We start from the raw sequence: 20,776 nt of genomic DNA, 5'->3' as shown, positions 1-20,776 counted from the left end.
ATATAGGGTATAATGGACGGGCAGCAACCCGCTTCTCTGCCGCGTGGAGACCCCCCTCGTGACTGGCTCCGTGACCACCTCCATGACCTCACCCGTCACCATCGAGGTTCGCATCCTTGAATTGCTCGCCTCCAAGCTGTGCCACGATCTGGTCAGCCCGGTTGGCGCCATCCGCAACGGGTTGGAGTTGATCGAGGAAATGCGCGAGGACGCGGAGGCGGATCCAGTGACCGGCGCGGCGTTGGGGCAGGGCTTTCTTGGCGAAGCGGTGGCCTTGATCGATCACTCCTCAAACCAGGCGGACCGCCGTCTGCGGGTTTTCCGTTTGGCCTATGGCGCCGCCGGACGCGAACAGCGGGGGTTTGCCGACGCGCGCGACGCGGCGGCGGGCTGGATCGATGGCGGCCGCAGCGCGCTGGATTGGCCCGAGCGCACCCCCGATCCGGCGCTCGGCGACCGGCGCGGCGTGGCGAAGCTGCTGCTGAACATGGTCGTGCTGGCCGAAGAGGCGTTGCCCTATGGCGGGCGAATCGCCGTGGCCGGGGAGGGCGACGCGACGGCGGGCCGCGTCACCGTCACCGCCACAGGGCGGCCCGGCGGGTTGAGCGCCGAACTGGCCGCCGCGCTGGTCGGCGCGCCCACCGCCACCCTGACGCCGCGCAGCGTTCACGCTTATGTCACTGGGCGCTTCGCGGAGGATGCCGGGCTGCGCCTTGCCGCGACTCCGTCGGGCGCCGATCGGCTGATCTTCAGCGCCGACTGGTGACGTTGTCGCAATTTTTCACAATTGTTTGAAAATTTGCGAGTCGACGACAACCCGCTCGACGCCACCCGTGGTTTGATGCGCCGTGGTGCGCAATGTCACCGCCAGATTGTGGCGAGCCGCCAGCGCCAAGGCTTCGTTCAGGGTCGCCACCGCGTCGCGCACGGTTTTGGCGAGATCCGCGTCCCTCATTGAACCTCCTGTGACAATCCGCCCCGCCGATTTTCGGCGGGGCGTTGTGAGATTTCCCTATCACTGCGGGTAAGGTTCTCTTAATCAGTGTTTGCCACGCTCCGGCCATACACCTGGACTGGAACGCAATCGGCGGCTCGACAGAGCGCCTGTTCGAGCCGCAGGTCGGCGCGGACCATAACATTGGGCCTGGGGAATGCGACATGGATGATCTGCTCTCCGAATTTCTAACGGAAACCAACGAAAACCTATCGGTGCTCGACGTCGAGTTGGTCCGATTGGAGCAGAACCCCAACAACCCGGAACTGCTGTCCAACATTTTCCGTCTCGTTCACACCATCAAGGGCACTTGCGGCTTTCTCGGCCTGCCGCGCCTGGAAAAGGTGGCGCACGCGTCGGAAAACGTGCTGGGCAAGTTCCGTGATGGCGAACTGACCATCAACCCCGAAGCGGTCTCTTTGATCCTTCAGGCGTTGGACACCATCAAGAGCCTGCTGGCGGTTCTGGAAGCGACCGAGGCGGAACCGCCCGGCGACGACATCCCGCTGATCGAGCGGTTGAATCTGTGCGCCGAAGGCAAGTTGGGCGCCCCGGCCCCGGTGGTTGACGCCGCTCCGCCGCCGCCGCCAAGCGCGCCCGCCGTGGCCGCCGCCGAAGAGCGCCCCAACACGCTGGACGAGCTGGAAGCCCTGTGGAACTCCATCCCAGGCCCGGCGACGCCGGTTCCGCCCCCGGCCCCCGCCGCTCCGGCCAGCACCGCGCTCGCCCCGCGCGCGCCGGAACCGACGCCGGAACCCGCGCCCTCTCAAGATTTGGTCGTTCCGGAGCCGGAACCCGTCGCCGCCGCCAAGGTGCCGGTGGCCGCGACGCCGGTCGCTTCGGCGGGTGGGGCTGGTCACGCCAACGACGGCAATTCGGAAAACGCGACGAAAGAATCGGCGGTCGCCGCGCAGACCATCCGCGTCAACGTGGATCTGCTCGAAAACCTGATGACCATGGTTTCGGAACTGGTGCTGACCCGCAACCAGCTCCTCCAGATCCTGCGCTCGCAAAAGGAAAGCGAGTTCGCCGCGCCGCTGCAACGCCTGAACCATGTGACGTCGGAGTTGCAAGAGGGCGTCATGAAGACGCGCATGCAGCCCATCGGCAACGCCTGGGCCAAGCTGCCGCGTCTGGTCCGCGATCTGGCGCATGAACTGAACAAAAAGATCGACCTCCAGATGCTCGGCGCCGACACCGAGTTGGACCGTCAGGTTCTGGAGCTGATTAAGGATCCGCTGACCCACATGGTGCGCAACAGCGCCGACCATGGTCTGGAAATCCCCGCCGAGCGCGTCAAGTCGGGCAAGATCGAGACGGGTCGGATCACCCTGAACGCCTATCACGAAGGCGGCCACATCATCATCGAGATTCAAGATGATGGTCGGGGTCTGGCCATCGACAAGATCAAGCAGAAGGCCATTCAAAACAACATGGCCTCGGAAATCGAGCTGGCCTCGATGACCGATCAGCAGATCATCCAGTTCATCATGAAGCCGGGCTTCTCGACGGCGGCCAAAGTCACCAACGTGTCGGGCCGTGGCGTCGGCATGGACGTGGTGAAGACCAACATCGAAAAGATCGGCGGCACGATCGAAATCAAGTCGCTCCAGGGCCGTGGCTCGACCTTCGTCATCAAGATCCCGCTGACCTTGGCCATCGTCTCGGCCTTGATCGTCGAATGCGCGGCGGAACGCTTCGCCATTCCGCAGATCAGCGTCGTCGAGCTGGTGCGCGCCGCCACCGACAGCGAACACACCATTGAGCGGCTGAAGGGAACGCCGGTCCTGCGCCTGCGCAACCGCCTGCTGCCGCTGGTGTCGTTGCAGGAGTTGCTGAAGCTGGACGACAACGAGGCGTCGACCAAGACCGAGGACGAGACCTTCATCGTCGTCACCCAGGTCGGCACCTACACCTTCGGCATCATGGTCGACCGCGTGTTCGACACCGAGGAAATCGTCGTCAAGCCGGTCGCCCCGATCCTGCGCCACATCGAGATGTTCTCGGGCAACACGATCCTGGGTGACGGCTCGGTCATCATGATCCTGGATCCCAACGGCATCGCCTCGGCGACGGGCGAAATGGCGGTCGCGGACGTGGTCGGCAAGGAAACCACGGCGGTCCAGACCCAGCGTCAGGAAGACAAGATGGCGCTTCTGCTGTTCCGCGCGGGCGATGGCGCCCCCAAGGCGGTTCCGCTGTCGCTCGTCGCCCGTCTGGAAGACGTCGATGTCGCCACCGTCGAAATGTCGAACGGCCTGCCGATGGTCCAGTATCGCGGCAAGCTGATGCCCCTGGTCCCCATCGACCCGAACTTCATGCTGGGCAAGGAAGGCCGTCAGCCGGTTCTGGTCTTCGCCGACGGCGACCGCTCGATGGGTCTGATCGTCGACGAGATCGTCGACATCGTGGAAGAGAAGCTGAACGTCCAGTTGGCCGCCGAACGTCCTGGCCTGATGGGGTCGGCGATCATCGCGGGCAAGGCGACCGAGGTCATCGACGCCGGCTTCTTCCTGACTCAAGCCTACAAGGATTGGTTCGGGTCGGGCACCAACGACGGTTACGAGGAGGAGAAGCTCCATCGCGTGTTGCTGGTCGATGACAGCCCCTTCTTCCGCAACCTGCTGACGCCGTTGCTGTCGGTGGCCGGTTACGACGTCACGGCGGTGGAAAACGCCAACGACGCTCTGGCCTTGTGCGAAGCGGGCGAAGATTTCGACGTCATCGTGTCGGACATCGAGATGCCGGGCATGAATGGTTTCGATTTCGCCGAGGCGGTGCGCCATGGCAGCCGTTGGCAGCGTGTGCCGATGGTGGCATTGTCCAGCCACGCCAGCCCGCGCGATCTTGATCGTGGCCGGATCGCCGGTTTCAACGATTACGTCGCCAAGTTCGACCGCGACGCGCTGCTTTACGCTCTCCAGCAGACGCTGACCGACCATAAAGGTGCCGCATGAGCAACGCCAAGCTGCCCTCCACCGTCCGCAAGTCGAAGGGCGACGACCTCGTCGCCACCGGCAACCAGGACTATGTGACCATGACGATCGCCGATCAGATGTTCGGCATCCCGGTCCTTCAGGTGCAAGACGTCCTCGGCAACCAGCGGATCACCCGGATCCCGCTGGCTCCGCCCGAGGTCGCCGGATCGCTCAACCTGCGTGGCCGCATCGTCACCGCCATCGACGTTCGGTTGCGGCTTGGTTTGCCCGGTCGGTCGAAGGACAAGCCCGGCATGTCCATCGTCGTCGATTTGCGCGGCGAGCTGTACAGTCTGATGGTCGATTCGGTCGGCGAGGTGTTGAGCCTCACCAACGAGGATTTCGAGCGCAACCCCGCCACGCTGGATCCGCGTTGGCGCGAAGTGTCCACAGGAATTTACCGCCTGAACGGTCAGTTGATGGTTGTGTTGGACGTGCCGCGTCTGCTCAACTTCACGACGGTCGAGACGGCCTAATCCGTCGTCCTCCTCCTTCGCACGTCCCGTCATGCTTCCTGAGGCGCTATCGAGATGAAATCCTGCTTGGTCGTCGACGACAGTCGCGTTGTCCGCAAGGTCGCGCGCAAGATCCTAGAGGAACTGAACTTCGCGTGCACCGAGGCGGAGGACGGCAAGCAGGCGATGGAAACCTGTGCGGTGCAGATGCCCGACGCCATCCTGCTCGACTGGAACATGCCGGTGATGAACGGCATCGAGTTTCTGCGGCGGCTGCGCAAGATGAGCGGCGGGGACTTCCCCAAGGTTGTCTTCTGCACCACCGAGAACGATCTGGCTCACATCCAGGAAGCGCTGTCGGCCGGGGCCAACGAGTACATCATGAAGCCCTTCGACAGCGACATCATCCAGACCAAGTTCGCACAGGTGGGCTTGCTGTGATCCGTCGGTCCGCGTGACACGCGGTTCTTCGTTCGGATGTTGAGTTGAAAGGCGATCGGTCGTTATGTCGGACAGTTTTGGCAGAAGCTCCCTCACCAGCGCAAAGCCCGCGAACCCGGATCCGATCCGGGTCATGGTGGTGGATGATTCCGCCGTCATTCGTGGGCTGCTGACCCGCGCGCTGGAGGGTGACACCGACATTCGGGTGGTGACGTCGGTCGGCGATGGCCAGATGGCGGTGAATTCGCTGCAACGCAACTCCATCGACGTCATCGTTCTCGACATCGAAATGCCGGTGATGGATGGCTTGACCGCCATTCCAAAGCTGTTGGCGGTCGCGCCGCAGGTCAAGATCATCATGGCCTCGACGCTGACCCTGCGCGGCGCCGACGTGTCGATCCGCTGCCTGTCGGCCGGGGCCGCCGACTACATCCCCAAGCCGACCTCCACCCGCGAGATCGGCGGGGCCGAGGATTTCAAGCGCGAGCTGGTGGCCAAGGTCAAGGCGCTGGGCGCGGCGGCGCGACGCGCCGGATCGCGCAGCCGGGGCGAAATCCGCCCGCTGTCGCCCGCCTATGTGCCCTTGTCGCTCAAACGCGAACAGGCGCCGATCACCACCCGGCCAGCCCCGATGGGCATGCAAGTCAAGCCGGACGTGATCGCCATCGGCAGTTCGACCGGCGGGCCGCAGGCCCTGTTTGAAGTGCTGTCGCACATGAAGGGCGCGGTGACGCAGCCCATCCTGATCACCCAGCACATGCCGGCGACCTTCACCACCATTTTGGCGGAGCACATCACCCGCCAGTGCGGCATCGACGCGAAGGAAGCCAAGGACGGCGAACCCGTCGTGCAAGGCCGCTGCTACATCGCGCCGGGCGACTTTCACATGCTGGTGGCCCAGCGCGGTGGGGCGAATGTGATTTCGCTGACCAAGGATCCGCCCGAGAATTTCTGCCGCCCGGCGGTTGATCCGATGATGCGGTCGATCCTAAAGGCCTATGGCGGACGCAAGATTTTGGCCTGCATCCTGACCGGCATGGGCCAGGACGGCTTGAAGGGCTGCACCGAGGTCGTCAATGGCGGCGGCACCCTGATTGGCCAGGACGAGGCGTCCAGCGTGGTTTGGGGCATGCCCGGCGCGGTGGCGCAGGCGGGCATCTGCTCGGCCATTCTGCCGCTGAAGGAAATTGGTCCCTACATCCGCAAGTTCGCGTCGAGGGCAGCATGAGAGTCGAAGATTTCGACATGTTCTCCACGCTGCTCAAGCAGCGTTCCGGCTTGGTCCTGACCCGCGACAAGGCCTATTTGCTCGAATCCCGGCTGATGCCGGTGGCGCGCAAATGGAACATGAAGGGGCTGGAGGAACTCGCGATCACCGTCCGCACGCGGAAGGATGAAGCGCTGCTGCGCGACATCACCGAAGCGATGACGACGAACGAGTCCTCCTTCTTCCGCGATCAGAAGCCATTCGACCAGTTTCGCCAATTGGTTTTGCCCCGTCTGATGGCGACGCGGGCGGCCAAGCGGTCGATCCGCATCTGGTCGGCGGCCTGCTCTTCGGGCCAAGAGGCCTATTCGCTGGCGATGATCCTGAACGACGAGGCGGCGAAGCTGGCCGGTTGGCGGGTGGAGATCGTCGGCACCGACATTTCAGCGGAAATGGTCGAACGGTCCAAGGCGGGCGTCTACACCCAGTTCGAGGTACAGCGCGGCCTGCCGATCACCATGCTGGTGAAGCATTTCAAGCAGAATGGCGACAAGTGGCAGATCAGTCCGCAATTGCGGCAGATGGCCTCGTTTCGCGAATGGAATTTGCTGGGCGATCTGTCGGCGCTGGGGCAGTTCGACATCGTGTTCTGCCGCAACGTGCTGATTTATTTTGACGGTCCGACCAAGGGCAAGGTTCTGGAGGGCATCGCCCGCCAGATGCCGCAGGATGGGGTTCTCTATCTGGGCGGCGCCGAAACCGTGTTGGGCATCACCGACAAGTTCAAGCCGGTGGATGGTCAGCGCGGCCTGTACAGCCTGGGTGGTTTCTCCACAGGCCCCTGAATTGGCGGGGGCCGGGGCGGCGATCAGAACCGCCGCCATGCCCACCGACAAACGCCGATGATTGGGACCAATCACCGGCCAAAAACATCAGACATCCGAGCGCGTGATCGACTTGATCGGTCCGCGCGGGTTGCCGGACATTTCCGCAATCTTGCGGTCCTGCCCTTCGATGAAGGCGCGGATCGAACCTTCGCTGTCGTAGCTGTCGATTTCCGCCGTCGGAACCTTGCGGTTCGAGGTGCGGGCGCCATCCTGATAGAGGATGTCGAAAAGGATGAAGCCGTTGTCAACCGGCGGTTTCTTGCGGGCCATGATCGCACTCTCCACATAGGCGTTGGAGCGGCCCGCATCGAGACGGAACGTCCCGAAGCGTGCTGCCGCTCAACAAAACAAGGGCTGTTGGACCGCATTCCGCCATCGTTCAATGCGGAACGCGTGTCCGCTCAACCGTTGTCGGTTTTGGCGCCGACAGCCTCGTCAGCCACGCTGACAGCGCCATCGTCGGCGCCATCGCTGTCAGCCGCATCGCCATCACCGGGTTGGTCGGTGGCGCGGCGGGCGGCCACATCTTCCTCGCGGCGTTGCAGCTTTTCCTGCTTCTTCAGCTCTTTGGCGCGGTTGCGTTCGGCGCGCTGCTGGTTGTAGTTCGGTTTGAAGGCCATGGGCGGAGACTCCGGTTCGGGAAGCACGGAAAAAGGGCATCGGTTGCCCGATGCCCTTTTCTCTGGAATCGCTGAAAACGGATTAGACCGCCTTCAGATTTTCCGCCGACGTCTTGCCACGCTTCGGATCGCGCTGCTCTTCGTAGGAAACCTTTTGGCCTTCCAGCAAGCTGCGGAGGCCGGCGCGCTCAACGGCGGAGATGTGAACGAACACATCCGCGCCGCCGCTTTCCGGCTGAATGAAACCGAAGCCCTTGGTGCTGTTGAACCATTTGACGGTGCCGACGGGCATCTCTGTCTCCCATGACGCAAGTGGCGCCGCATCACCGATGCGGCGCATCAGACTGAATTTTGGATTGGCCGCAATCTGGCAAGCTCGCGAAGCGAGATCGAGGGCGAAACAGGCCCGGGCAGTCCGAAGCAGAATGACACCCTATAAGTGGGGGGAACTGCCCCCCACTTCAAGCGGAAATCGTGCTTCTCGCGGAAAACCGCGAAAATAAAAAAAACGGGCTGTTTCAGCCCACCGCCTGTTGCGGGATGCGCGGCGGCGGCGGAACGGCGCCCTCGACAATTTCCTCATGCGGATCGCGCAAGACGTAACCGCGTCCCCACACGGTTTCGATGTAATTGTCGCCCTGGGTGGCGGCGGCCAATTTCTTGCGGAGTTTGCATACGAACACGTCGATGATTTTCAATTCCGGCTCGTCCATTCCGCCATAGAGATGGTTCAAAAACATCTCTTTGGTCAGCGTCGTGCCCTTGCGCAGGCTCAACAGCTCCAGAATGCCATATTCTTTGCCGGTCAGATGCAGCGGCAGGGTGTCCACCTCCACCGTGCGGGTGTCGAGGTTGACGGTCAGCCGCCCGGTGCGGATCACGCTGTCGGAATGGCCCTTGGACCGGCGAACGATGGCCTGGATGCGGGCGATCAACTCGCGCTTGTCAAAGGGCTTGGTCAGGTAATCGTCGGCGCCGAACCCCAGCCCCTTGATCTTGTTGTCCATCTCGGTCAGGCCGGACAGAATCAGGATCGGGGTGGTGACGCGGGCGGCGCGCAGACGGCGCAGAACCTCGTAACCGTCGATGTCCGGCAGCATCAAATCAAGGATGATGATGTCGTAGTCGTAAAGCTTGCCGATCTCCAGCCCGTCTTCACCCAGATCGGTGGAATCGACGATGAAACCTTCCGTGTTCAGCATCAACTCGATGCTTTTGGCGACGGAGGTATCGTCCTCAACCAGCAGAACCCTCATGGCGACATCCCGACGTTTGATGGTGCGCTTTCGCAACCCGAACTTCGGCGCGGCCCCCGCTCCTTCATGAACGGTGTGTCTCCCCGCCGTTTACACAAGTTAACAGACGATTCAGCTTAACGCCAGAAGGATGCGCTTCACGCAACGTTAATGCTTCCCCGGCATGATGCGGGCATACTGGTTAACGGCGGGTTCGCCAACCGCTGGACGCCTTGAAAATCCTCACCCATTGCGCTTTTGGAGCACGCCCGTGCCCGCCGACATCGCTCAACTCATCCACGACATCGACGCCATCCCAGGTTTCAACCGCTTTGGCCGGGTGACGGCTGTTCTTGGCCTGATGGTTGAGGTCGGCGGCATTGAAAAGGAATTGTCGGTTGGCGGTCGCTGTGTGGTTGAATCCCGCGATGGCCGCCACATCCCCTGCGAGGTGGTCGGCTTCCGGCAAGGCCGCGCCCTGCTGATGCCCTTTGGGGCGCTGGATGGCGTTGGGTTGGGCTGTCGCGCCCTGGTGGCGAAGGATCAGGCCAGCATCTTCCCGACCGACGCGTGGCTGGGCCGCGTCGTCAACGCGTTGGGCGAGCCTGTGGACGGCAAGGGGCCGCTGCCGCGCGGGACGCGCGGCGTGCCGATCCGCAACACGCCGCCCAACGCCCACGCCCGCGCGCGGGTGGGGGAAAAGCTGGATTTGGGCATCCGCGCCATCAACGCCTTTCTCACCTGCTGCCTGGGCCAGCGCATGGGCATCTTCGCCGGGTCGGGCGTCGGCAAATCCTCGGTCATGTCGATGCTGGCGCGTTTTTCCGGGGCGGAGATCGCGGTCATCGGGCTGATCGGCGAACGCGGGCGCGAGTTGCAGGAGTTCATCACCGAGGATCTGGGTGAAGAGGGCCTGGCCCGCAGCATCGTCGTCTGCGCCACGTCGGACGAAGCGCCGCTGATGCGCCGCCAGGCCGCCTATATGACCCTGTCGGTCGCCGAATATTTTCGCGACGAGGGGCGCAACGTCCTGTGCATGATGGACAGCGTCACCCGCTTCGCCATGGCCCAGCGCGAAATCGGCCTGTCGGCGGGCGAACCGCCGACGACCAAGGGCTATCCGCCGACGGTCTTCGCCGAGTTGCCGCGCCTGCTGGAGCGCGCCGGGCCGGGGCTGGTCGGGTCGGGGTCGATCACCGGCCTGTTCACCGTGCTGGTCGAGGGCGACGACCACAATGAACCAATCGCCGACGCGGTGCGCGGCATTCTCGACGGTCACATCGTGCTGGAACGCCAGATCGGCGAACGGGGCCGCTACCCCGCCATCAACATTCTGCGCAGCGTGTCGCGCACCATGCCCGGCTGCAACAGCCGCAACGAAAACGAGTTGGTCAACCACGCCCGGCGGCTGTTGTCGGCCTATGACAACATGGCGGAGATGATCCGGCTGGGCGCCTACCGCAAAGGCTCCGACCCGCAGGTGGACGAGGCGATCCACTATCAACCGGCGCTGGAAGCCTTTTTGAAGCAGGGCAAGCGGGAATCGACCGATCTGGCCACCAGCTACGCCTTGCTGGCTGAAATCTTCGGGGTGCAGTGGCCGCAATGAGCCTGAAAACCATCATCCGCCTGCAAAAGCTGCAACTGGACGAAAAGCGCCGCACCCTGGCGGAGCTGCAAAATCTCGGCGACCGTTTGAAGGCGGAAATCGAGAAGCTGAAAGAGGAAATCGCCCACGAGCAGGCGACGGCGCGCGACGATTTTGCCGTGTCCTTCACCTACGCCAACTTCGCCCAAGCGGCGATGGAGCGGGGCCGCAAGCTGGGGGAATCGCTGCTTCAGGTCGAGGTGCAAATCAGCATGGCCACCGACCAGATGGCCGAAGCCTATCAGGAGCTGAAGCGCTTTGAACTGGCCGAGGAAGAACGGTTGAAGCGCGAGAGAGACAAGCAAAAACGCAAAGAAGCCATCATGCTCGACGAAACCGCCTTGGTCGGCTTCCGTCGTCGGCAAGCCGAGGAAGAGGCGGCGGAGGGCTGAGGCCCGCAACCTCGCAAAGTTTCGCTTGGTCCATCCGCCCCAAGGTGGTTTAAAACAAGGCGTTTTTCGCGCCCGCAACCCACCCCCGTGGACCATCATGAGCGACACCGCCCCCCTGTTCGACCGCGTCGCCTTCATCGGCATCGGCTTGATCGGCTCGTCCCTGGCGCGCGCGCTGACCGAATATGGCATCGCCCGGCAGGTCGTCTGCGCCGACCGCAGCAAGGACGTCTGCGTCAAGGCGATGGAGTTGGGCATCGTCGACATGGCGACGACCGAGGTGGAGGTCGCGTTGGACGGGGCCGATCTGGTGGTGCTGGCCACCCCGGTCGGCAGCTTCGCCGAGGTGGGGGAGCGCATCGGCCCGCATCTGGCCCCCGGAACCATCGTGACCGACGTCGGGTCGGTCAAGCAGGCGGTGTTGCGCGACATCGGCCCCAACCTGCCCGACGGCGTGCATCTGGTCCCCGGCCACCCGGTGGCGGGAACCGAGCATTCCGGGCCGGAGAACGGCTTCGCCTCGCTGTTTCAAGGGCGCTGGTGCATCCTGACCCCGCCGACCGGGGCCGATCCGCAGGCGGTGGAGAAGGTCGTGGAGATGTGGCGCCGCGTCGGCTCCAACGTCGAGATCATGGAGGCCAGCCACCATGACCGCGTGCTCGCCATCACCTCGCATCTGCCGCACCTGATCGCCTACACCATCGTCGGCACCGCGTCGGATCTGGAGGAGGACACCAAGTCCGAAGTCATCAAATTTTCGGCGGGCGGCTTCCGCGACTTCACCCGCATCGCCGCCAGCGATCCAGTGATGTGGCGCGACGTGTTCCTCAACAACCGGGAAGCCGTGTTGGAGATTCTCCAACGCTTCACCGAGGATCTGACCGCCCTGCAACGCGCCATCCGTTGGGGCGAGGGGCAGCAGTTGCAGGACACCTTCACCAAAACCCGCGCCATCCGTCGCGGCATCATCGACGCCAAGCAGGCGTAAAAGCTTTTTGCCGCTTGACCATGGTCAAGTGAGGCGGTCGGGACCGCCCCTATAAGCGCTCTGGAACACTCCAGAAACCTTAGAGGGCGCCTCATGTTTTGCTATCAGTGCGAGCAAACGACCCGTCTTCCCAGCGGCGACGGCTGCGCGTCGGCCAAGGGCCTGTGCGGCAAGGACGCGACCACGGCGGATCTCCAGGATCTGCTGGTCCACGCGGTGAAGGGCGTCGCCCAGCAGGCCCGCCGCGCCCGCGCGCTGGGCGTGCCGGACCACGAGGCGGGCGCCTTCATGCTGCACGCGCTGTTCACCACCCTGACCAACGTCAATTTCAACCCGACCCGCTTCGTCACCCTGCTGAACGAGGCGGCGGCGGTGCGCGACCGGGTGAAGGCGCGCTGCGAAGCCGCGCCCAACGCCGCCACAATCGCCGCCCCGACCGGCCCGGCGATTGAGTGGACGCCCGCCGCCGATTTGGAAGGGCTGCTGGTCCAGGCCGCCGCCGTGCCGGTCAACGCCGGTCTGGCCGAGGTGGGGGAGGACGTCGTCGGTCTGCGCGCCCTGATCCTCTATGGCATGAAGGGCGTCGCCGCCTACGCCAACCACGCCGCCGTGTTGGGCTACACCCGCGACACGGTGTTCGCGGGCGTGGAAGAGGCGATGGATTTTCTGGCCAGCGACCCGACCGACGTCCCGACGCTGCTGGACCGCGCGCTGTCGGTCGGCCGCCTCAACCTTGAGGTCATGGAGTTGCTGGACGCCGCCAACACCGGACGTTTCGGCACGCCGTGCCCGACCGCCGTCCGCGTCGCCCCCGTGGCGGGCAAGGCGATCCTGGTCAGTGGCCATGATCTGGGCGATCTGGAAGCTCTGCTGAAGCAAACGGCGGGCAAGGGAATCAACGTCTACACCCACGGCGAAATGCTGCCCGCCCACAGCTATCCGACGCTGAAGGCGTACCCGCATCTGGTCGGCAATTACGGCGGGGCGTGGCAGGACCAGCAAACGGATTTCGCCAACTTCCCCGGCCCGATCCTGATGACGTCCAATTGCATCATCGAACCCGGCCCGCGTTACCGCCAGCGCATCTTCACCGCCGGGCCGGTGGGTTGGCCCGGTCTGCGTCACCTGACCGACCATCAATTCGGACCGTTGGTCGCCGCCGCTCTCGCTTTGCCGGGCTTCAAGGCGGACGAGCCGGAACAGACCATCACCGTCGGCTTTGGCCGCGACGCGGTGCTGGGCGTGGCGGGCGCCGTCATCGACGCGGTGAAGGCGGGCGACATCCGCCATTTCTTCCTGATCGGCGGCTGTGACGGCGCGGCGTCGGGCCGCAACTATTACTCCGACTTCGCGACCGGCGCGCCGGACGACACGGTGGTTCTGACGCTGGGTTGCGCCAAATACCGCTTCAACCGTCACGAGTTCGGGGCCATCGGCGGCATTCCGCGCCTGCTCGACCTCGGCCAGTGCAACGACAGCTATTCGGCGATCCGCATCGCCGGGGCCTTGGCTGAAGCCTTCGATTGCAGCGTCAACGACCTGCCCTTGTCGCTGGTGGTGTCCTGGTTTGAGCAGAAGGCCGCCGCCGTTCTGTTGACCCTGCTGGCTTTGGGCATCCGCAACATCCGGCTGGGGCCGACCTTGCCCGCCTTCATCACGCCGAACGTGCTGGCGACGTTGGTGGACGGTTTCGGCATCCAGCCGATCACCAACGCGCAAGACGACATCGCCGCCGCGCTGAACCGCGCCGCCTGATCGTCTGAACCGCGCCGTCGGACGGAAAGGGTTCGCCCCGTCCGTCCGGCGGCGCTTTTTGTCTGTTCTGACCGGGGGGTTCCCAATCGATGAGCGTCCACAGCATCGCGCTGCTCACCCGCGACGGCGAGCGGCTGAGCTTTCCCTGCGCCGAGGATCAAAGCCTTGTCGAGGCCGCCGCCGCCGTCGATCTGTTCCTGCCGGTGGTTTGCCGGGAGGGCGGTTGCGGAGCCTGCCGGGCCACCGCGCAAGAGGGGGAGTATCATCTTGGTCCCCACAGCAGCGCGGCCTTGTCGGCGGAGGACGCCGAACGCCGGACGATCCTGCTGTGCCGGACCTACCCGCGCGGCCCCATGAGCGTCGGCGCCCCCTTTGACCGCTCCCGCATCCTCAGCCAAGCCGTGCGCCCGCGCGGCGGCGCCGTGACCGAATTGACGCTGGTGGGGGAGCGAACCGTCCGCCTGTGTCTGGAACTGGAAGACGAGGGAGAGGGCCGCGCGGCGGAGTTCGAAGCTGGGCAATATATGGAGTTGGAGATTCCCGGCGAGGGCGTGCGCCGCGCCTATTCGCTGGCCAACACGGCGAATTGGGACGGCGCGTTGGAGTTTCTGATCCGTCTGCAACCCCAGGGGCGTTTTTCCGGTTATCTGGAGCGGCGGGCCAAGATCGGGGATCGCGTGCTGACGCATGGGCCGCTGGGCGGTTTCACCTTGCAGGAGCATGGCTTGCGCCCGCGCTGGTTCGTCGCCGGGGGAACCGGGCTGGCCCCGATGCTGTCCATGCTGCGGCGGATGGCCGACTATCAGGATCCGCAACCCGCCCGCCTCTATTTCGGCGTCAACCGGGAGAGCGAGCTGTTCGCGCTCGACGAACTCGGACGGTTGGCGGAGGAGTTGCCGGGCTTCACCCTGATCCCCTGCGTCTGGCGGGCGGGGGAGGGGTGGCAAGGCTTCCGGGGAACCCCGGCGGACGCGGTGCGCGCCGATCTGGCGGCGTTGGGCGTGGCCCCCGATCTTTACACCTGCGGCCCGCCCGCGCTGATCGACGCGGTGGAGCGCGCCGCCCGCGAGCAGGGCGTGCCGGACAGCCATCTGTTCAGCGAACGCTTTTTGCCCAGCGTCGCCTGAAGCTTGTTCAAAAGACGGACTCAAAAGACGGACAACAAAAAACCCCCGCTCCAGTGGAGCGGGGGTTTTTCGCATCAGATCACATCACGAGACGAGACGTTACGCCAGCTCGACGCGCTGCGCTTCCGGACCCTTGGCACCCTGGCGGATGCTGACACGCACCTGCTCGCCATCGGCCAAAGACTGGATGCCCGAACGCTCCAACGCGCGGATGTGGACGAAGATGTCCTTGCCGCCGCTGGCCGGGGCGATGAAGCCAAAGCCCTTGGTCACGTTGAACCACTTGACGGTGCCGTCAACGGTCTCGCCGCTGTCGGAATCGCCGTAGGAGTCTTGACCGCCGCCGTAGCTGTTGCCACCGCCGCCGTAGCCGCCATCATTGCCCCAGCCGCTGTCACGGTCGCGCGCCGGGCGGGCCGGACGGCTGCTCGGGGCGGCGGTGGACAGGTCCACGGAGTGGATGGTGGCGACCTGCGGGCCCTTCGGGCCGCGCGAGAGGTCGCACACGATGGTCGCGCCTTCGTCGAGGCTGTCATGCCCGCTGAATTGCAAAACCGTCGAGTGAAGGAAAGCGTCGGGCGAGCCGTCTTCGGGCGTCACGAAGCCGAAGCCCTTGGTGCTGTTGAACCACTTCACAGTGGCTCGGATGTCGCGCTGGGTAATCTCGGGAGCGCGGAACGAGTTGTTGCGCTGCGGACGATCGAACATAAGTGTAGTCTCATCTGTCGTGATAGACCGCATCCCGAAACGCCGGAACACGGCGAACGGACCATGAGCCGTTCCGGCGCGGAATTCAATCGGGATTGCGTCAAAAGACAGGAAAGACTCGAGAAAGTTTCAAACCCGGCGCGTTCGGGCGGCGCGCCGGGTGAAACCCGTTGGCGGACGCCGACCGATCAGGCCCCGTGGCACTTCTTGTATTTCTTGCCGCTGCCGCAGGGGCAGGGGTCGTTGCGGCCAACCTTGGGGCCGCTGCGCGGGCGGGCGCCCAGCACGCCGTCCACATAATACCAACGCCCGTCCTGGTGGATGAAGCGGCTGGTTTCGTGGTGGGTCAGCGGCTTGTCGTTCATGGTGAAACGGGCGACGAACTCGACCAAACCATCGGTGTCGCCGGGCTGGCCGCCTTCGGTGGAGCGGATCTCAAGCCCGGTCCACAGGCTGTTGTCGGCCCAGGTCTCGGCCTCGGCGCGGGCGAAGTCGCCGCGCGTTTCCGGCTGCAACGTGTCGTGCAGATAATCGATGTTGCGGACGGCGTAGGCCGAATAACGCGAGCGCATCAGCGCTTCCGCCGTCGGGGCGGGCAAGCCGGCCAGATAGGGGCCGCAGCAGGCGTCAAAGGTCTTTCCCGACCGGCAGGGGCATTCTCTCGGGGTCGCGGGGGCGGTGGTCGCGGTGGTTTCGGCGGTCATGTCGGCATCTCTGAAGTCACGCGGGCGCCGGCCGATGCCGTCGCGGGCCGCATCCATAGCGCAGCCGCGTCCACCGGCTCAAGAGGGTGATGACGGCGGATCCCGATTGGCGATTAACGATTTCCCGCCAAATTCCGTGTAAGCTTGTCTCGCACAACGCTTTTTGGGCGGACCGATGAGCAGCAAGACCAGCGCCGACACCCGGCGCATTCAGATCCCCGCCGGAACCATCCTGATGCATCAGGGGACCTATGGCGATCGCGCGTGGCTGGTCGAATCCGGCGAAATGGAAGCCCTGCTGGAACGACCGGAAGGCATGAAGCGGTTGGGCCTCATCAAAGCCGGGTCGGTGGTCGGCGAAATGGCCTTGATCGACAACGGCACGCGCAGCGCCACCGTGCGCACCATCACCTCGGTGTCGGCGGTGGAGCTGACGCGCGACACGTTTCAAGTCATGCTGCGCAAATCGCCGCCGCTGGCGCGTTACCTGCTGGAAAGCTTGATCGCGGCGATCCGCCGCAACTATGGCCTGCCCCAACCGGAACGGTTGGACGGCGGGGCTGAGATCCGGTCTTCAGCCTCTTTCCAAACCCTGGCCGAACGCCGCATGTTTCGCGAGGGCCATATTTTCTTCCGTCAGAACGACGAGGGATTGGCGGCTTTTTTGATCCAGTCCGGGCAAGTCTCCATCCGTCGGGTCGATGGTTTTGAGGACAAGGAACTGGCGCTGCTCGGCCCTGGCCGGATCTTCGGCGAGTTGGCCTTGCTGACCGACCACCCGCGCGCCGCCAGCGCCATGGCGACCGAGGCGACCGTGTGCGAAGTCATCCGCAAGGAGAGTTTTCTCCAGGCCCTGGCGGCCATGCCGCCCATCTTGCGGACGCTGGCCCGCATCTATATCAAGCAGCTTTCCAACCCCCGCTGAAGCCGCCGGTCATGCCCCGCAAAGCCGCCTCCGCCCCGCGCGCCGCCAAAAGCGCGGCGGCGGTCGTCCGTCACCGCCCCGATTTGTCCTTTGAAACCGCCTTTGGGCCGGGCCGCCGGGTCTGCGGCATCGACGAGGTTGGGCGCGGGCCGCTGGCCGGGCCGGTGGTCGCCGCCGCCGTGGTGCTGCCGCCCGAAGGCTTGCCGCCCGACATCGCTGCGCTGATTGACGACAGCAAGGCGCTCAGCCGCCGTTTGCGCGACGAGATCGAACCGGCGATCCGCGCCCACGCGCTCGCCTTCGCCATCGCCGAGGCGTCGGCCCAGGAAATCGACGACATCAACATCCACAAGGCGACTCTGCTGGCGATGAAACGCGCCTATCGGGCTTTGCCGGGAGCCGCCCCCGACGCGGCGTTGATCGACGGAAAATTCACCCCCGACCTTGGCTGCGAGGCGGTGGCGGTGGTCAAGGGCGACAGCCGCAGCCAATCCATCGCCTGCGCGTCGATTCTCGCCAAAGTAGCGCGCGACAACGAGATGTTGCGGCTGTCGGCGGCCCATCCCCACTATGGCTGGGACCGCAACGCGGGCTATCCGACGCCCGAACATTTGGCGGCGTTGCGGCTGCACGGCGTCACCGCGCACCACCGAGTCTCTTTTGCACCAGTGCGCGCGCAAAAGGCGCTAACTGGCTGACTCGTCTGACTCTTGGCGCAAAAAGCTGTTGACGGCGACTCGGCGGCGACTCATTGTCGCGCTCGAGTCCCCGCTGCTGTTGGTTGCCCTGATGTCTCCTCACAATCGTATCCTGGTCGGTGATTGCATCGCGTTGATGAACGACCTGCCGCCTGAGTCGGTCGATCTCGTTTTCGCGGATCCGCCCTACAACCTTCAGTTGGGTGGCGAGCTGCTGCGACCGAACCATTCCCGCGTCGCCGGGGTGGATGACGATTGGGACAAGTTCGTCGATTTCGAGGCCTATGACCGCTTCACCCAGGATTGGATGACGGCGGCCCGCCGCATTTTGAAGCCCGACGGCTCGCTGTGGGTGATCGGCAGCTATCACAACATTTTCCGCGTCGGCGCGACGCTCCAGAATCTGGGCTTCTGGATCCTCAACGACATCGTGTGGCGCAAGACCAACCCGATGCCGAATTTCCGGGGCACCCGCTTCGCCAACGCGCACGAAACGATGATTTGGGCGTCGAAGGACAAGGACGCGCGCTATCGCTTCAACTACGACGCCATGAAGAACCTGAACGAGGATCTTCAGATGCGCAGCGATTGGGTGCTGCCGATCTGCACCGGCGGCGAGCGGCTGCGCGACGAGGACGGCAAGAAGACCCACCCGACGCAAAAGCCGGAATCGCTGCTGTACCGGGTGATCCTGTCCTCCTCCCGTCCGGGCGACGTCGTTCTGGATCCCTTCTTCGGCACCGGCACCACCGGCGCGGTGGCCAAGCGGCTGGGCCGCAAATGGATCGGGCTGGAGCGCGACGACACCTATGTGAAGGCCGCGCAAGCCCGCATCGACGCGGTGGAGGAAGCGCCGGAAAACGCCATCCTCGACACGCCGCCCAAACGCAGCGCGCCGCGCATTCCCTTTGGCTGGGTGGTGGAGCGCGGCTTGCTGCGCCCCGGCTCGACCCTGTTCGACCTGCGTCGCCGGGTGGCGGCGCGGGTGCGCGCCGATGGCACGCTGATTGGCTCCAACCCGCTGGGCGATCATCGCGGTTCGATCCATCAGGTCGGCGCGGCGATGGCGGGGCTGCCCGCTTGCAACGGCTGGACCTATTGGCATTACGAGGATGGCGATTCCCTGCGCCCCATCGACGTCCTGCGCGAGCAAATCCGCTCGGAAATGCACTGACAAAGACGCTGGTTTGCACAAGCGTGGCTGCTTTGCCCCGCCGTCATGGGGACGGCGGCTTGGCAGCCGGTTGCCGCTATGTTAGGCGTTCGCCCATGAACAAGCTTTTCGCCACCGTCACCGCTCCGACGCCGCGCGCGGCTCCGGCGGCGTTGTCCACCCGCTGTTTCGTTCGTGATCTCGTCATGGACGCCCTGATCGGCGTCTACGCGCACGAGCGCGCCAAGCCCCAGCGCATCCGGCTGAACTTGGATCTCGACGTCGTCGCCCCCGGCGTGACCGGCGAAGACATGGCGTCGGTGGTCAAGGGCGTCGTCACCCAGGGGCACGTCACCCTGGTGGAGACGCTGGCCGAGCGCATCGCCGAACGCTGTCTGGCCGACGCCCGCGTCAAGGCGGCGAAGGTGCGGGTCGAAAAGCTCGACGTGTTCCCCGACGCCGCCAGCGTCGGCGTGGAGATCGAGCGCGCGCGGGCGTGACGAACGTTTTTTCCCTCTCCCGGAACGGGAGAGGGAAAAAGACACCTTACAAATCAAAAAACACGGTTTCCCGGTCGCCCTGAAGACGGATGTCGAAGCGGTAGACCGCGCCGCCCGGCGTGTCCGCGCGGCTGGCGATCAAGCTTGACCGGCGGTCTTCCGGGACCAGGGCCAGGGTCGGATCCTCGGCGTTCGCTCGCTCCTCGTCGGCGAAATAGACGCGGGTGAAGGCGTGGGCCAGCATGCCGCGCGCGAAGACCGTCACCGCGATGTGCGGGGCCTCGCCGTCGCCGGTCGCGCCCGGCTTCACGGTGTCGAAGCGGTACAGCCCCTCTTCCGTGGTCCCGCAACGGCCAAAGCCCGCCGCGCCGGGTTGAACGCGGCCTTGCGCGTCGGCCTGCCAGATCTCGACGACGCAATCGCGGATCGGCGCGCCTTCGCCGTCCGTCACCACGCCTTCCACGCGAATGCGTTCGCCCACCGTGTCGGTGGTGGTCAGCACGTTGCTGAGCAGCGGGCGACGGCCATACAGTTCCGGGGTCCAGGCGTAGGCGAAATAAGGGCCGACGGTCTGGGACGGGGTTTGTTTCAGCATGGCTCAGGCCTCCATCGGCGTGGCGTCGCGCCCGCGCAGAACGATGTCGAATTCATAGCCGAGCGCCCACACCGGCTCGGTCACGTCGATTGAGAAGCGCGAAATCAGCAGATCGCGCGCCCCTTCGGGAATGCCGTTGTAGATGGGATCCAACGGCAGCAGCGGATCGCCGGGGAAATACATCTGCGTGACCAATCGGGTCAGATAGGCCGGGCCGAACAGCGAGAAATGGATGTGCGCCGGACGCCACGCGTTGTGGTGGTTGCCCCAGGGATAGGCGCCGGGCTTGATCGAGGTGAAGCGGTAGCGCCCCTGATCGTCGGTGACGCAGCGGCCAGCCCCGAAGAAATTCGGGTCGAGCGGCGCGTCATGCTGGTCCCAGCGATGGACGTAGCGGCCCGTGGCGTTGGCCTGCCAGATCTCCAACAGCGTGTTGGGAACCGGGCGACCGCTTTCGTCGAGCACGCGGCCCGTCACGATGATGCGCTCGCCCAGCGGCTCGCCATTCACCCGGCCATTCTTGGTCAGGTCGTTGTCGAACTCGCGCAGGCTGTCATGGCCGAACACCGGGCCGCTGCGGGTCAACAGGCTTTGTTTGACCGGGATCAACGGCTTGCTGGGCGAACGCAGAACCGTCGATTTGTAGGCGGGGGACAGGTAGGGCGGGTGCTGCGTCCAGTCGCGCGGGGCGAAATCCGCCTCGGCCTGCGGCGTGTGGGTCATCTCGGGCGCCTCCTTGGGGGGTGTTTTTTGATGAGATTATTAT

Annotated in this window: 24 protein-coding genes; 15 read left to right on the top strand and 9 right to left on the bottom strand. The window is 64.7% G+C overall.

The features are described 5' to 3' along the window. Positions 1-58 precede the first annotated feature (58 nt). Positions 59-766 (top strand): histidine phosphotransferase family protein, encoded by a 708-nt coding sequence (locus D3877_RS22190; RefSeq protein ID WP_238475025.1) that lies wholly within the window; start codon positions 59-61, stop codon positions 764-766. 15 nt (positions 767-781) lie between these two features. Here D3877_RS22190 and D3877_RS30305 read toward each other — a convergent pair whose 3' ends face one another. Continuing rightward, the gene (locus tag D3877_RS30305) at positions 782-955 is read right to left on the bottom strand and encodes a hypothetical protein (RefSeq protein ID WP_199720890.1); all 174 of its coding nucleotides are present in this window, start codon (positions 953-955) and stop codon (positions 782-784) included. Between the two features lie 203 nt (positions 956-1,158). On the opposite strand from D3877_RS30305, the gene D3877_RS22185 reads away from it, so the two are divergent. The 5 genes from D3877_RS22185 to D3877_RS22165 all read left to right on the top strand — a co-directional run bounded on the left by D3877_RS22185 (position 1,159) and on the right by D3877_RS22165 (position 6,920). Continuing rightward, complete coding sequence (locus tag D3877_RS22185; RefSeq protein ID WP_119832938.1) at positions 1,159-3,951, top strand: hybrid sensor histidine kinase/response regulator; 2,793 nt, start codon at positions 1,159-1,161, stop codon at positions 3,949-3,951. Then, positions 3,948-4,448: a chemotaxis protein CheW gene (locus tag D3877_RS22180; RefSeq protein ID WP_119832937.1), complete on the top strand. Its 501-nt coding sequence runs from the start codon at positions 3,948-3,950 to the stop codon at positions 4,446-4,448. The genes D3877_RS22185 and D3877_RS22180 overlap by 4 nt, the downstream gene beginning before the upstream one ends. Before the next feature lie 54 nt (positions 4,449-4,502). Further along, positions 4,503-4,868 carry a response regulator gene (locus D3877_RS22175; protein ID WP_119832936.1) on the top strand — a complete coding sequence of 122 codons (366 nt, stop codon included), beginning with the start codon at positions 4,503-4,505 and terminating at the stop codon, positions 4,866-4,868. A gap of 64 nt (positions 4,869-4,932) precedes the next feature. Further along, positions 4,933-6,096, top strand: a complete 1,164-nt coding sequence (locus D3877_RS22170; RefSeq protein WP_119832935.1) for a protein-glutamate methylesterase/protein-glutamine glutaminase — start codon at positions 4,933-4,935, stop codon at positions 6,094-6,096. Continuing rightward, positions 6,093-6,920, top strand: coding sequence for a CheR family methyltransferase (locus tag D3877_RS22165; protein WP_119832934.1), 828 nt, complete (start codon positions 6,093-6,095; stop codon positions 6,918-6,920). The genes D3877_RS22170 and D3877_RS22165 overlap by 4 nt, the downstream gene beginning before the upstream one ends. An 87-nt stretch (positions 6,921-7,007) precedes the next feature. On the opposite strand, the gene D3877_RS22160 is transcribed toward D3877_RS22165, so the two are convergent. From D3877_RS22160 to ctrA, 4 genes are all read right to left on the bottom strand, one after another. Next, complete coding sequence (locus D3877_RS22160; protein ID WP_119832933.1) at positions 7,008-7,232, bottom strand: hypothetical protein; 225 nt, start codon at positions 7,230-7,232, stop codon at positions 7,008-7,010. A 131-nt stretch (positions 7,233-7,363) separates the two neighbouring features. Continuing rightward, positions 7,364-7,582 (bottom strand): hypothetical protein, encoded by a 219-nt coding sequence (locus D3877_RS22155; protein WP_119832932.1) that lies wholly within the window; start codon positions 7,580-7,582, stop codon positions 7,364-7,366. 82 nt (positions 7,583-7,664) lie between these two features. Continuing rightward, positions 7,665-7,874 (bottom strand): cold-shock protein, encoded by a 210-nt coding sequence (locus D3877_RS22150; RefSeq protein WP_085552656.1) that lies wholly within the window; start codon positions 7,872-7,874, stop codon positions 7,665-7,667. 226 nt (positions 7,875-8,100) lie between these two features. Continuing rightward, positions 8,101-8,838 carry a response regulator transcription factor CtrA gene (gene ctrA, locus D3877_RS22145; protein ID WP_119833162.1) on the bottom strand — a complete coding sequence of 246 codons (738 nt, stop codon included), beginning with the start codon at positions 8,836-8,838 and terminating at the stop codon, positions 8,101-8,103. Between the two features lie 250 nt (positions 8,839-9,088). Here ctrA and fliI point away from each other — a divergent pair, with 250 nt between their 5' ends. The 5 genes from fliI to D3877_RS22120 all read left to right on the top strand — a co-directional run bounded on the left by fliI (position 9,089) and on the right by D3877_RS22120 (position 14,727). Beyond that, on the top strand, positions 9,089-10,426 hold the full coding sequence (fliI, locus tag D3877_RS22140; protein ID WP_199720889.1) for a flagellar protein export ATPase FliI: 1,338 nt from the start codon (positions 9,089-9,091) through the stop codon (positions 10,424-10,426). Next, entirely contained in the window at positions 10,423-10,857 is a 435-nt protein-coding gene (locus tag D3877_RS22135; RefSeq protein ID WP_119832931.1) for a flagellar export protein FliJ, read from the top strand. The genes fliI and D3877_RS22135 overlap by 4 nt, the downstream gene beginning before the upstream one ends. A gap of 97 nt (positions 10,858-10,954) precedes the next feature. Then, positions 10,955-11,845, top strand: coding sequence for a prephenate/arogenate dehydrogenase family protein (locus D3877_RS22130; protein WP_119832930.1), 891 nt, complete (start codon positions 10,955-10,957; stop codon positions 11,843-11,845). 93 nt (positions 11,846-11,938) lie between these two features. Then, the gene (gene hcp, locus D3877_RS22125) at positions 11,939-13,600 is read left to right on the top strand and encodes a hydroxylamine reductase (protein ID WP_119832929.1); all 1,662 of its coding nucleotides are present in this window, start codon (positions 11,939-11,941) and stop codon (positions 13,598-13,600) included. A gap of 89 nt (positions 13,601-13,689) precedes the next feature. Continuing rightward, a complete protein-coding gene (locus D3877_RS22120; protein ID WP_119832928.1) occupies positions 13,690-14,727 on the top strand; it encodes a 2Fe-2S iron-sulfur cluster binding domain-containing protein in 1,038 nt (345 codons plus the stop codon). A gap of 99 nt (positions 14,728-14,826) precedes the next feature. On the opposite strand, the gene D3877_RS30895 is transcribed toward D3877_RS22120, so the two are convergent. Both D3877_RS30895 and D3877_RS22110 read right to left on the bottom strand, forming a co-directional pair. Further along, the gene (locus D3877_RS30895) at positions 14,827-15,435 is read right to left on the bottom strand and encodes a cold-shock protein (protein ID WP_119832927.1); all 609 of its coding nucleotides are present in this window, start codon (positions 15,433-15,435) and stop codon (positions 14,827-14,829) included. Positions 15,436-15,623: 188 nt separating this feature from the next. Continuing rightward, positions 15,624-16,139 (bottom strand): YchJ family protein, encoded by a 516-nt coding sequence (locus tag D3877_RS22110; protein ID WP_119833160.1) that lies wholly within the window; start codon positions 16,137-16,139, stop codon positions 15,624-15,626. 175 nt (positions 16,140-16,314) lie between these two features. On the opposite strand from D3877_RS22110, the gene D3877_RS22105 reads away from it, so the two are divergent. The 4 genes from D3877_RS22105 (at position 16,315) to D3877_RS22090 (ending at position 19,415) form a co-directional block, all read left to right on the top strand. After that, a complete protein-coding gene (locus D3877_RS22105) occupies positions 16,315-17,064 on the top strand; it encodes a cyclic nucleotide-binding domain-containing protein (RefSeq protein WP_119832926.1) in 750 nt (249 codons plus the stop codon). An 11-nt stretch (positions 17,065-17,075) separates the two neighbouring features. Continuing rightward, complete coding sequence (locus tag D3877_RS22100) at positions 17,076-17,762, top strand: ribonuclease HII (RefSeq protein ID WP_119832925.1); 687 nt, start codon at positions 17,076-17,078, stop codon at positions 17,760-17,762. Between the two features lie 91 nt (positions 17,763-17,853). Continuing rightward, on the top strand, positions 17,854-18,936 hold the full coding sequence (locus D3877_RS22095) for a site-specific DNA-methyltransferase (RefSeq protein ID WP_119833159.1): 1,083 nt from the start codon (positions 17,854-17,856) through the stop codon (positions 18,934-18,936). 95 nt (positions 18,937-19,031) lie between these two features. After that, positions 19,032-19,415 carry a dihydroneopterin aldolase gene (locus D3877_RS22090; protein ID WP_119832924.1) on the top strand — a complete coding sequence of 128 codons (384 nt, stop codon included), beginning with the start codon at positions 19,032-19,034 and terminating at the stop codon, positions 19,413-19,415. A gap of 46 nt (positions 19,416-19,461) precedes the next feature. Here D3877_RS22090 and pcaG read toward each other — a convergent pair whose 3' ends face one another. Together pcaG and pcaH are read right to left on the bottom strand one after the other, a co-directional pair. Next, positions 19,462-20,010, bottom strand: a complete 549-nt coding sequence (gene pcaG / locus D3877_RS22085; protein WP_119832923.1) for a protocatechuate 3,4-dioxygenase subunit alpha — start codon at positions 20,008-20,010, stop codon at positions 19,462-19,464. Between the two features lie 3 nt (positions 20,011-20,013). Beyond that, the gene (gene pcaH / locus D3877_RS22080) at positions 20,014-20,733 is read right to left on the bottom strand and encodes a protocatechuate 3,4-dioxygenase subunit beta (protein WP_119832922.1); all 720 of its coding nucleotides are present in this window, start codon (positions 20,731-20,733) and stop codon (positions 20,014-20,016) included. Positions 20,734-20,776: the final 43 nt, after the last annotated feature.

It is taken from the genome of Azospirillum cavernae (assembly GCF_003590795.1).
Classification (GTDB): Bacteria; Pseudomonadota; Alphaproteobacteria; order Azospirillales; family Azospirillaceae; genus Azospirillum; species Azospirillum cavernae.
This window is presented reverse-complemented; position numbering and strand designations above follow the sequence as displayed.

Coding starts and splice junctions, on each gene's coding strand:
- D3877_RS30305 (WP_199720890.1), bottom strand. CDS start 955: ATGAGGGACGCGGATCTCGCCAAAACCGTGCGCGACGCGGTGGCGACC.
- D3877_RS22185 (WP_119832938.1), top strand. CDS start 1,159: ATGGATGATCTGCTCTCCGAATTTCTAACGGAAACCAACGAAAACCTA.
- D3877_RS22180 (WP_119832937.1), top strand. CDS start 3,948: ATGAGCAACGCCAAGCTGCCCTCCACCGTCCGCAAGTCGAAGGGCGAC.
- D3877_RS22175 (WP_119832936.1), top strand. CDS start 4,503: ATGAAATCCTGCTTGGTCGTCGACGACAGTCGCGTTGTCCGCAAGGTC.
- D3877_RS22170 (WP_119832935.1), top strand. CDS start 4,933: ATGTCGGACAGTTTTGGCAGAAGCTCCCTCACCAGCGCAAAGCCCGCG.
- D3877_RS22165 (WP_119832934.1), top strand. CDS start 6,093: ATGAGAGTCGAAGATTTCGACATGTTCTCCACGCTGCTCAAGCAGCGT.
- D3877_RS22160 (WP_119832933.1), bottom strand. CDS start 7,232: ATGGCCCGCAAGAAACCGCCGGTTGACAACGGCTTCATCCTTTTCGAC.
- D3877_RS22155 (WP_119832932.1), bottom strand. CDS start 7,582: ATGGCCTTCAAACCGAACTACAACCAGCAGCGCGCCGAACGCAACCGC.
- D3877_RS22150 (WP_085552656.1), bottom strand. CDS start 7,874: ATGCCCGTCGGCACCGTCAAATGGTTCAACAGCACCAAGGGCTTCGGT.
- ctrA (WP_119833162.1), bottom strand. CDS start 8,838: ATGAGGGTTCTGCTGGTTGAGGACGATACCTCCGTCGCCAAAAGCATC.
- D3877_RS22135 (WP_119832931.1), top strand. CDS start 10,423: ATGAGCCTGAAAACCATCATCCGCCTGCAAAAGCTGCAACTGGACGAA.
- D3877_RS22130 (WP_119832930.1), top strand. CDS start 10,955: ATGAGCGACACCGCCCCCCTGTTCGACCGCGTCGCCTTCATCGGCATC.
- hcp (WP_119832929.1), top strand. CDS start 11,939: ATGTTTTGCTATCAGTGCGAGCAAACGACCCGTCTTCCCAGCGGCGAC.
- D3877_RS22120 (WP_119832928.1), top strand. CDS start 13,690: ATGAGCGTCCACAGCATCGCGCTGCTCACCCGCGACGGCGAGCGGCTG.
- D3877_RS30895 (WP_119832927.1), bottom strand. CDS start 15,435: ATGTTCGATCGTCCGCAGCGCAACAACTCGTTCCGCGCTCCCGAGATT.
- D3877_RS22110 (WP_119833160.1), bottom strand. CDS start 16,139: ATGACCGCCGAAACCACCGCGACCACCGCCCCCGCGACCCCGAGAGAA.
- D3877_RS22105 (WP_119832926.1), top strand. CDS start 16,315: ATGAGCAGCAAGACCAGCGCCGACACCCGGCGCATTCAGATCCCCGCC.
- D3877_RS22100 (WP_119832925.1), top strand. CDS start 17,076: ATGCCCCGCAAAGCCGCCTCCGCCCCGCGCGCCGCCAAAAGCGCGGCG.
- D3877_RS22095 (WP_119833159.1), top strand. CDS start 17,854: ATGTCTCCTCACAATCGTATCCTGGTCGGTGATTGCATCGCGTTGATG.
- D3877_RS22090 (WP_119832924.1), top strand. CDS start 19,032: ATGAACAAGCTTTTCGCCACCGTCACCGCTCCGACGCCGCGCGCGGCT.
- pcaG (WP_119832923.1), bottom strand. CDS start 20,010: ATGCTGAAACAAACCCCGTCCCAGACCGTCGGCCCTTATTTCGCCTAC.
- pcaH (WP_119832922.1), bottom strand. CDS start 20,733: ATGACCCACACGCCGCAGGCCGAGGCGGATTTCGCCCCGCGCGACTGG.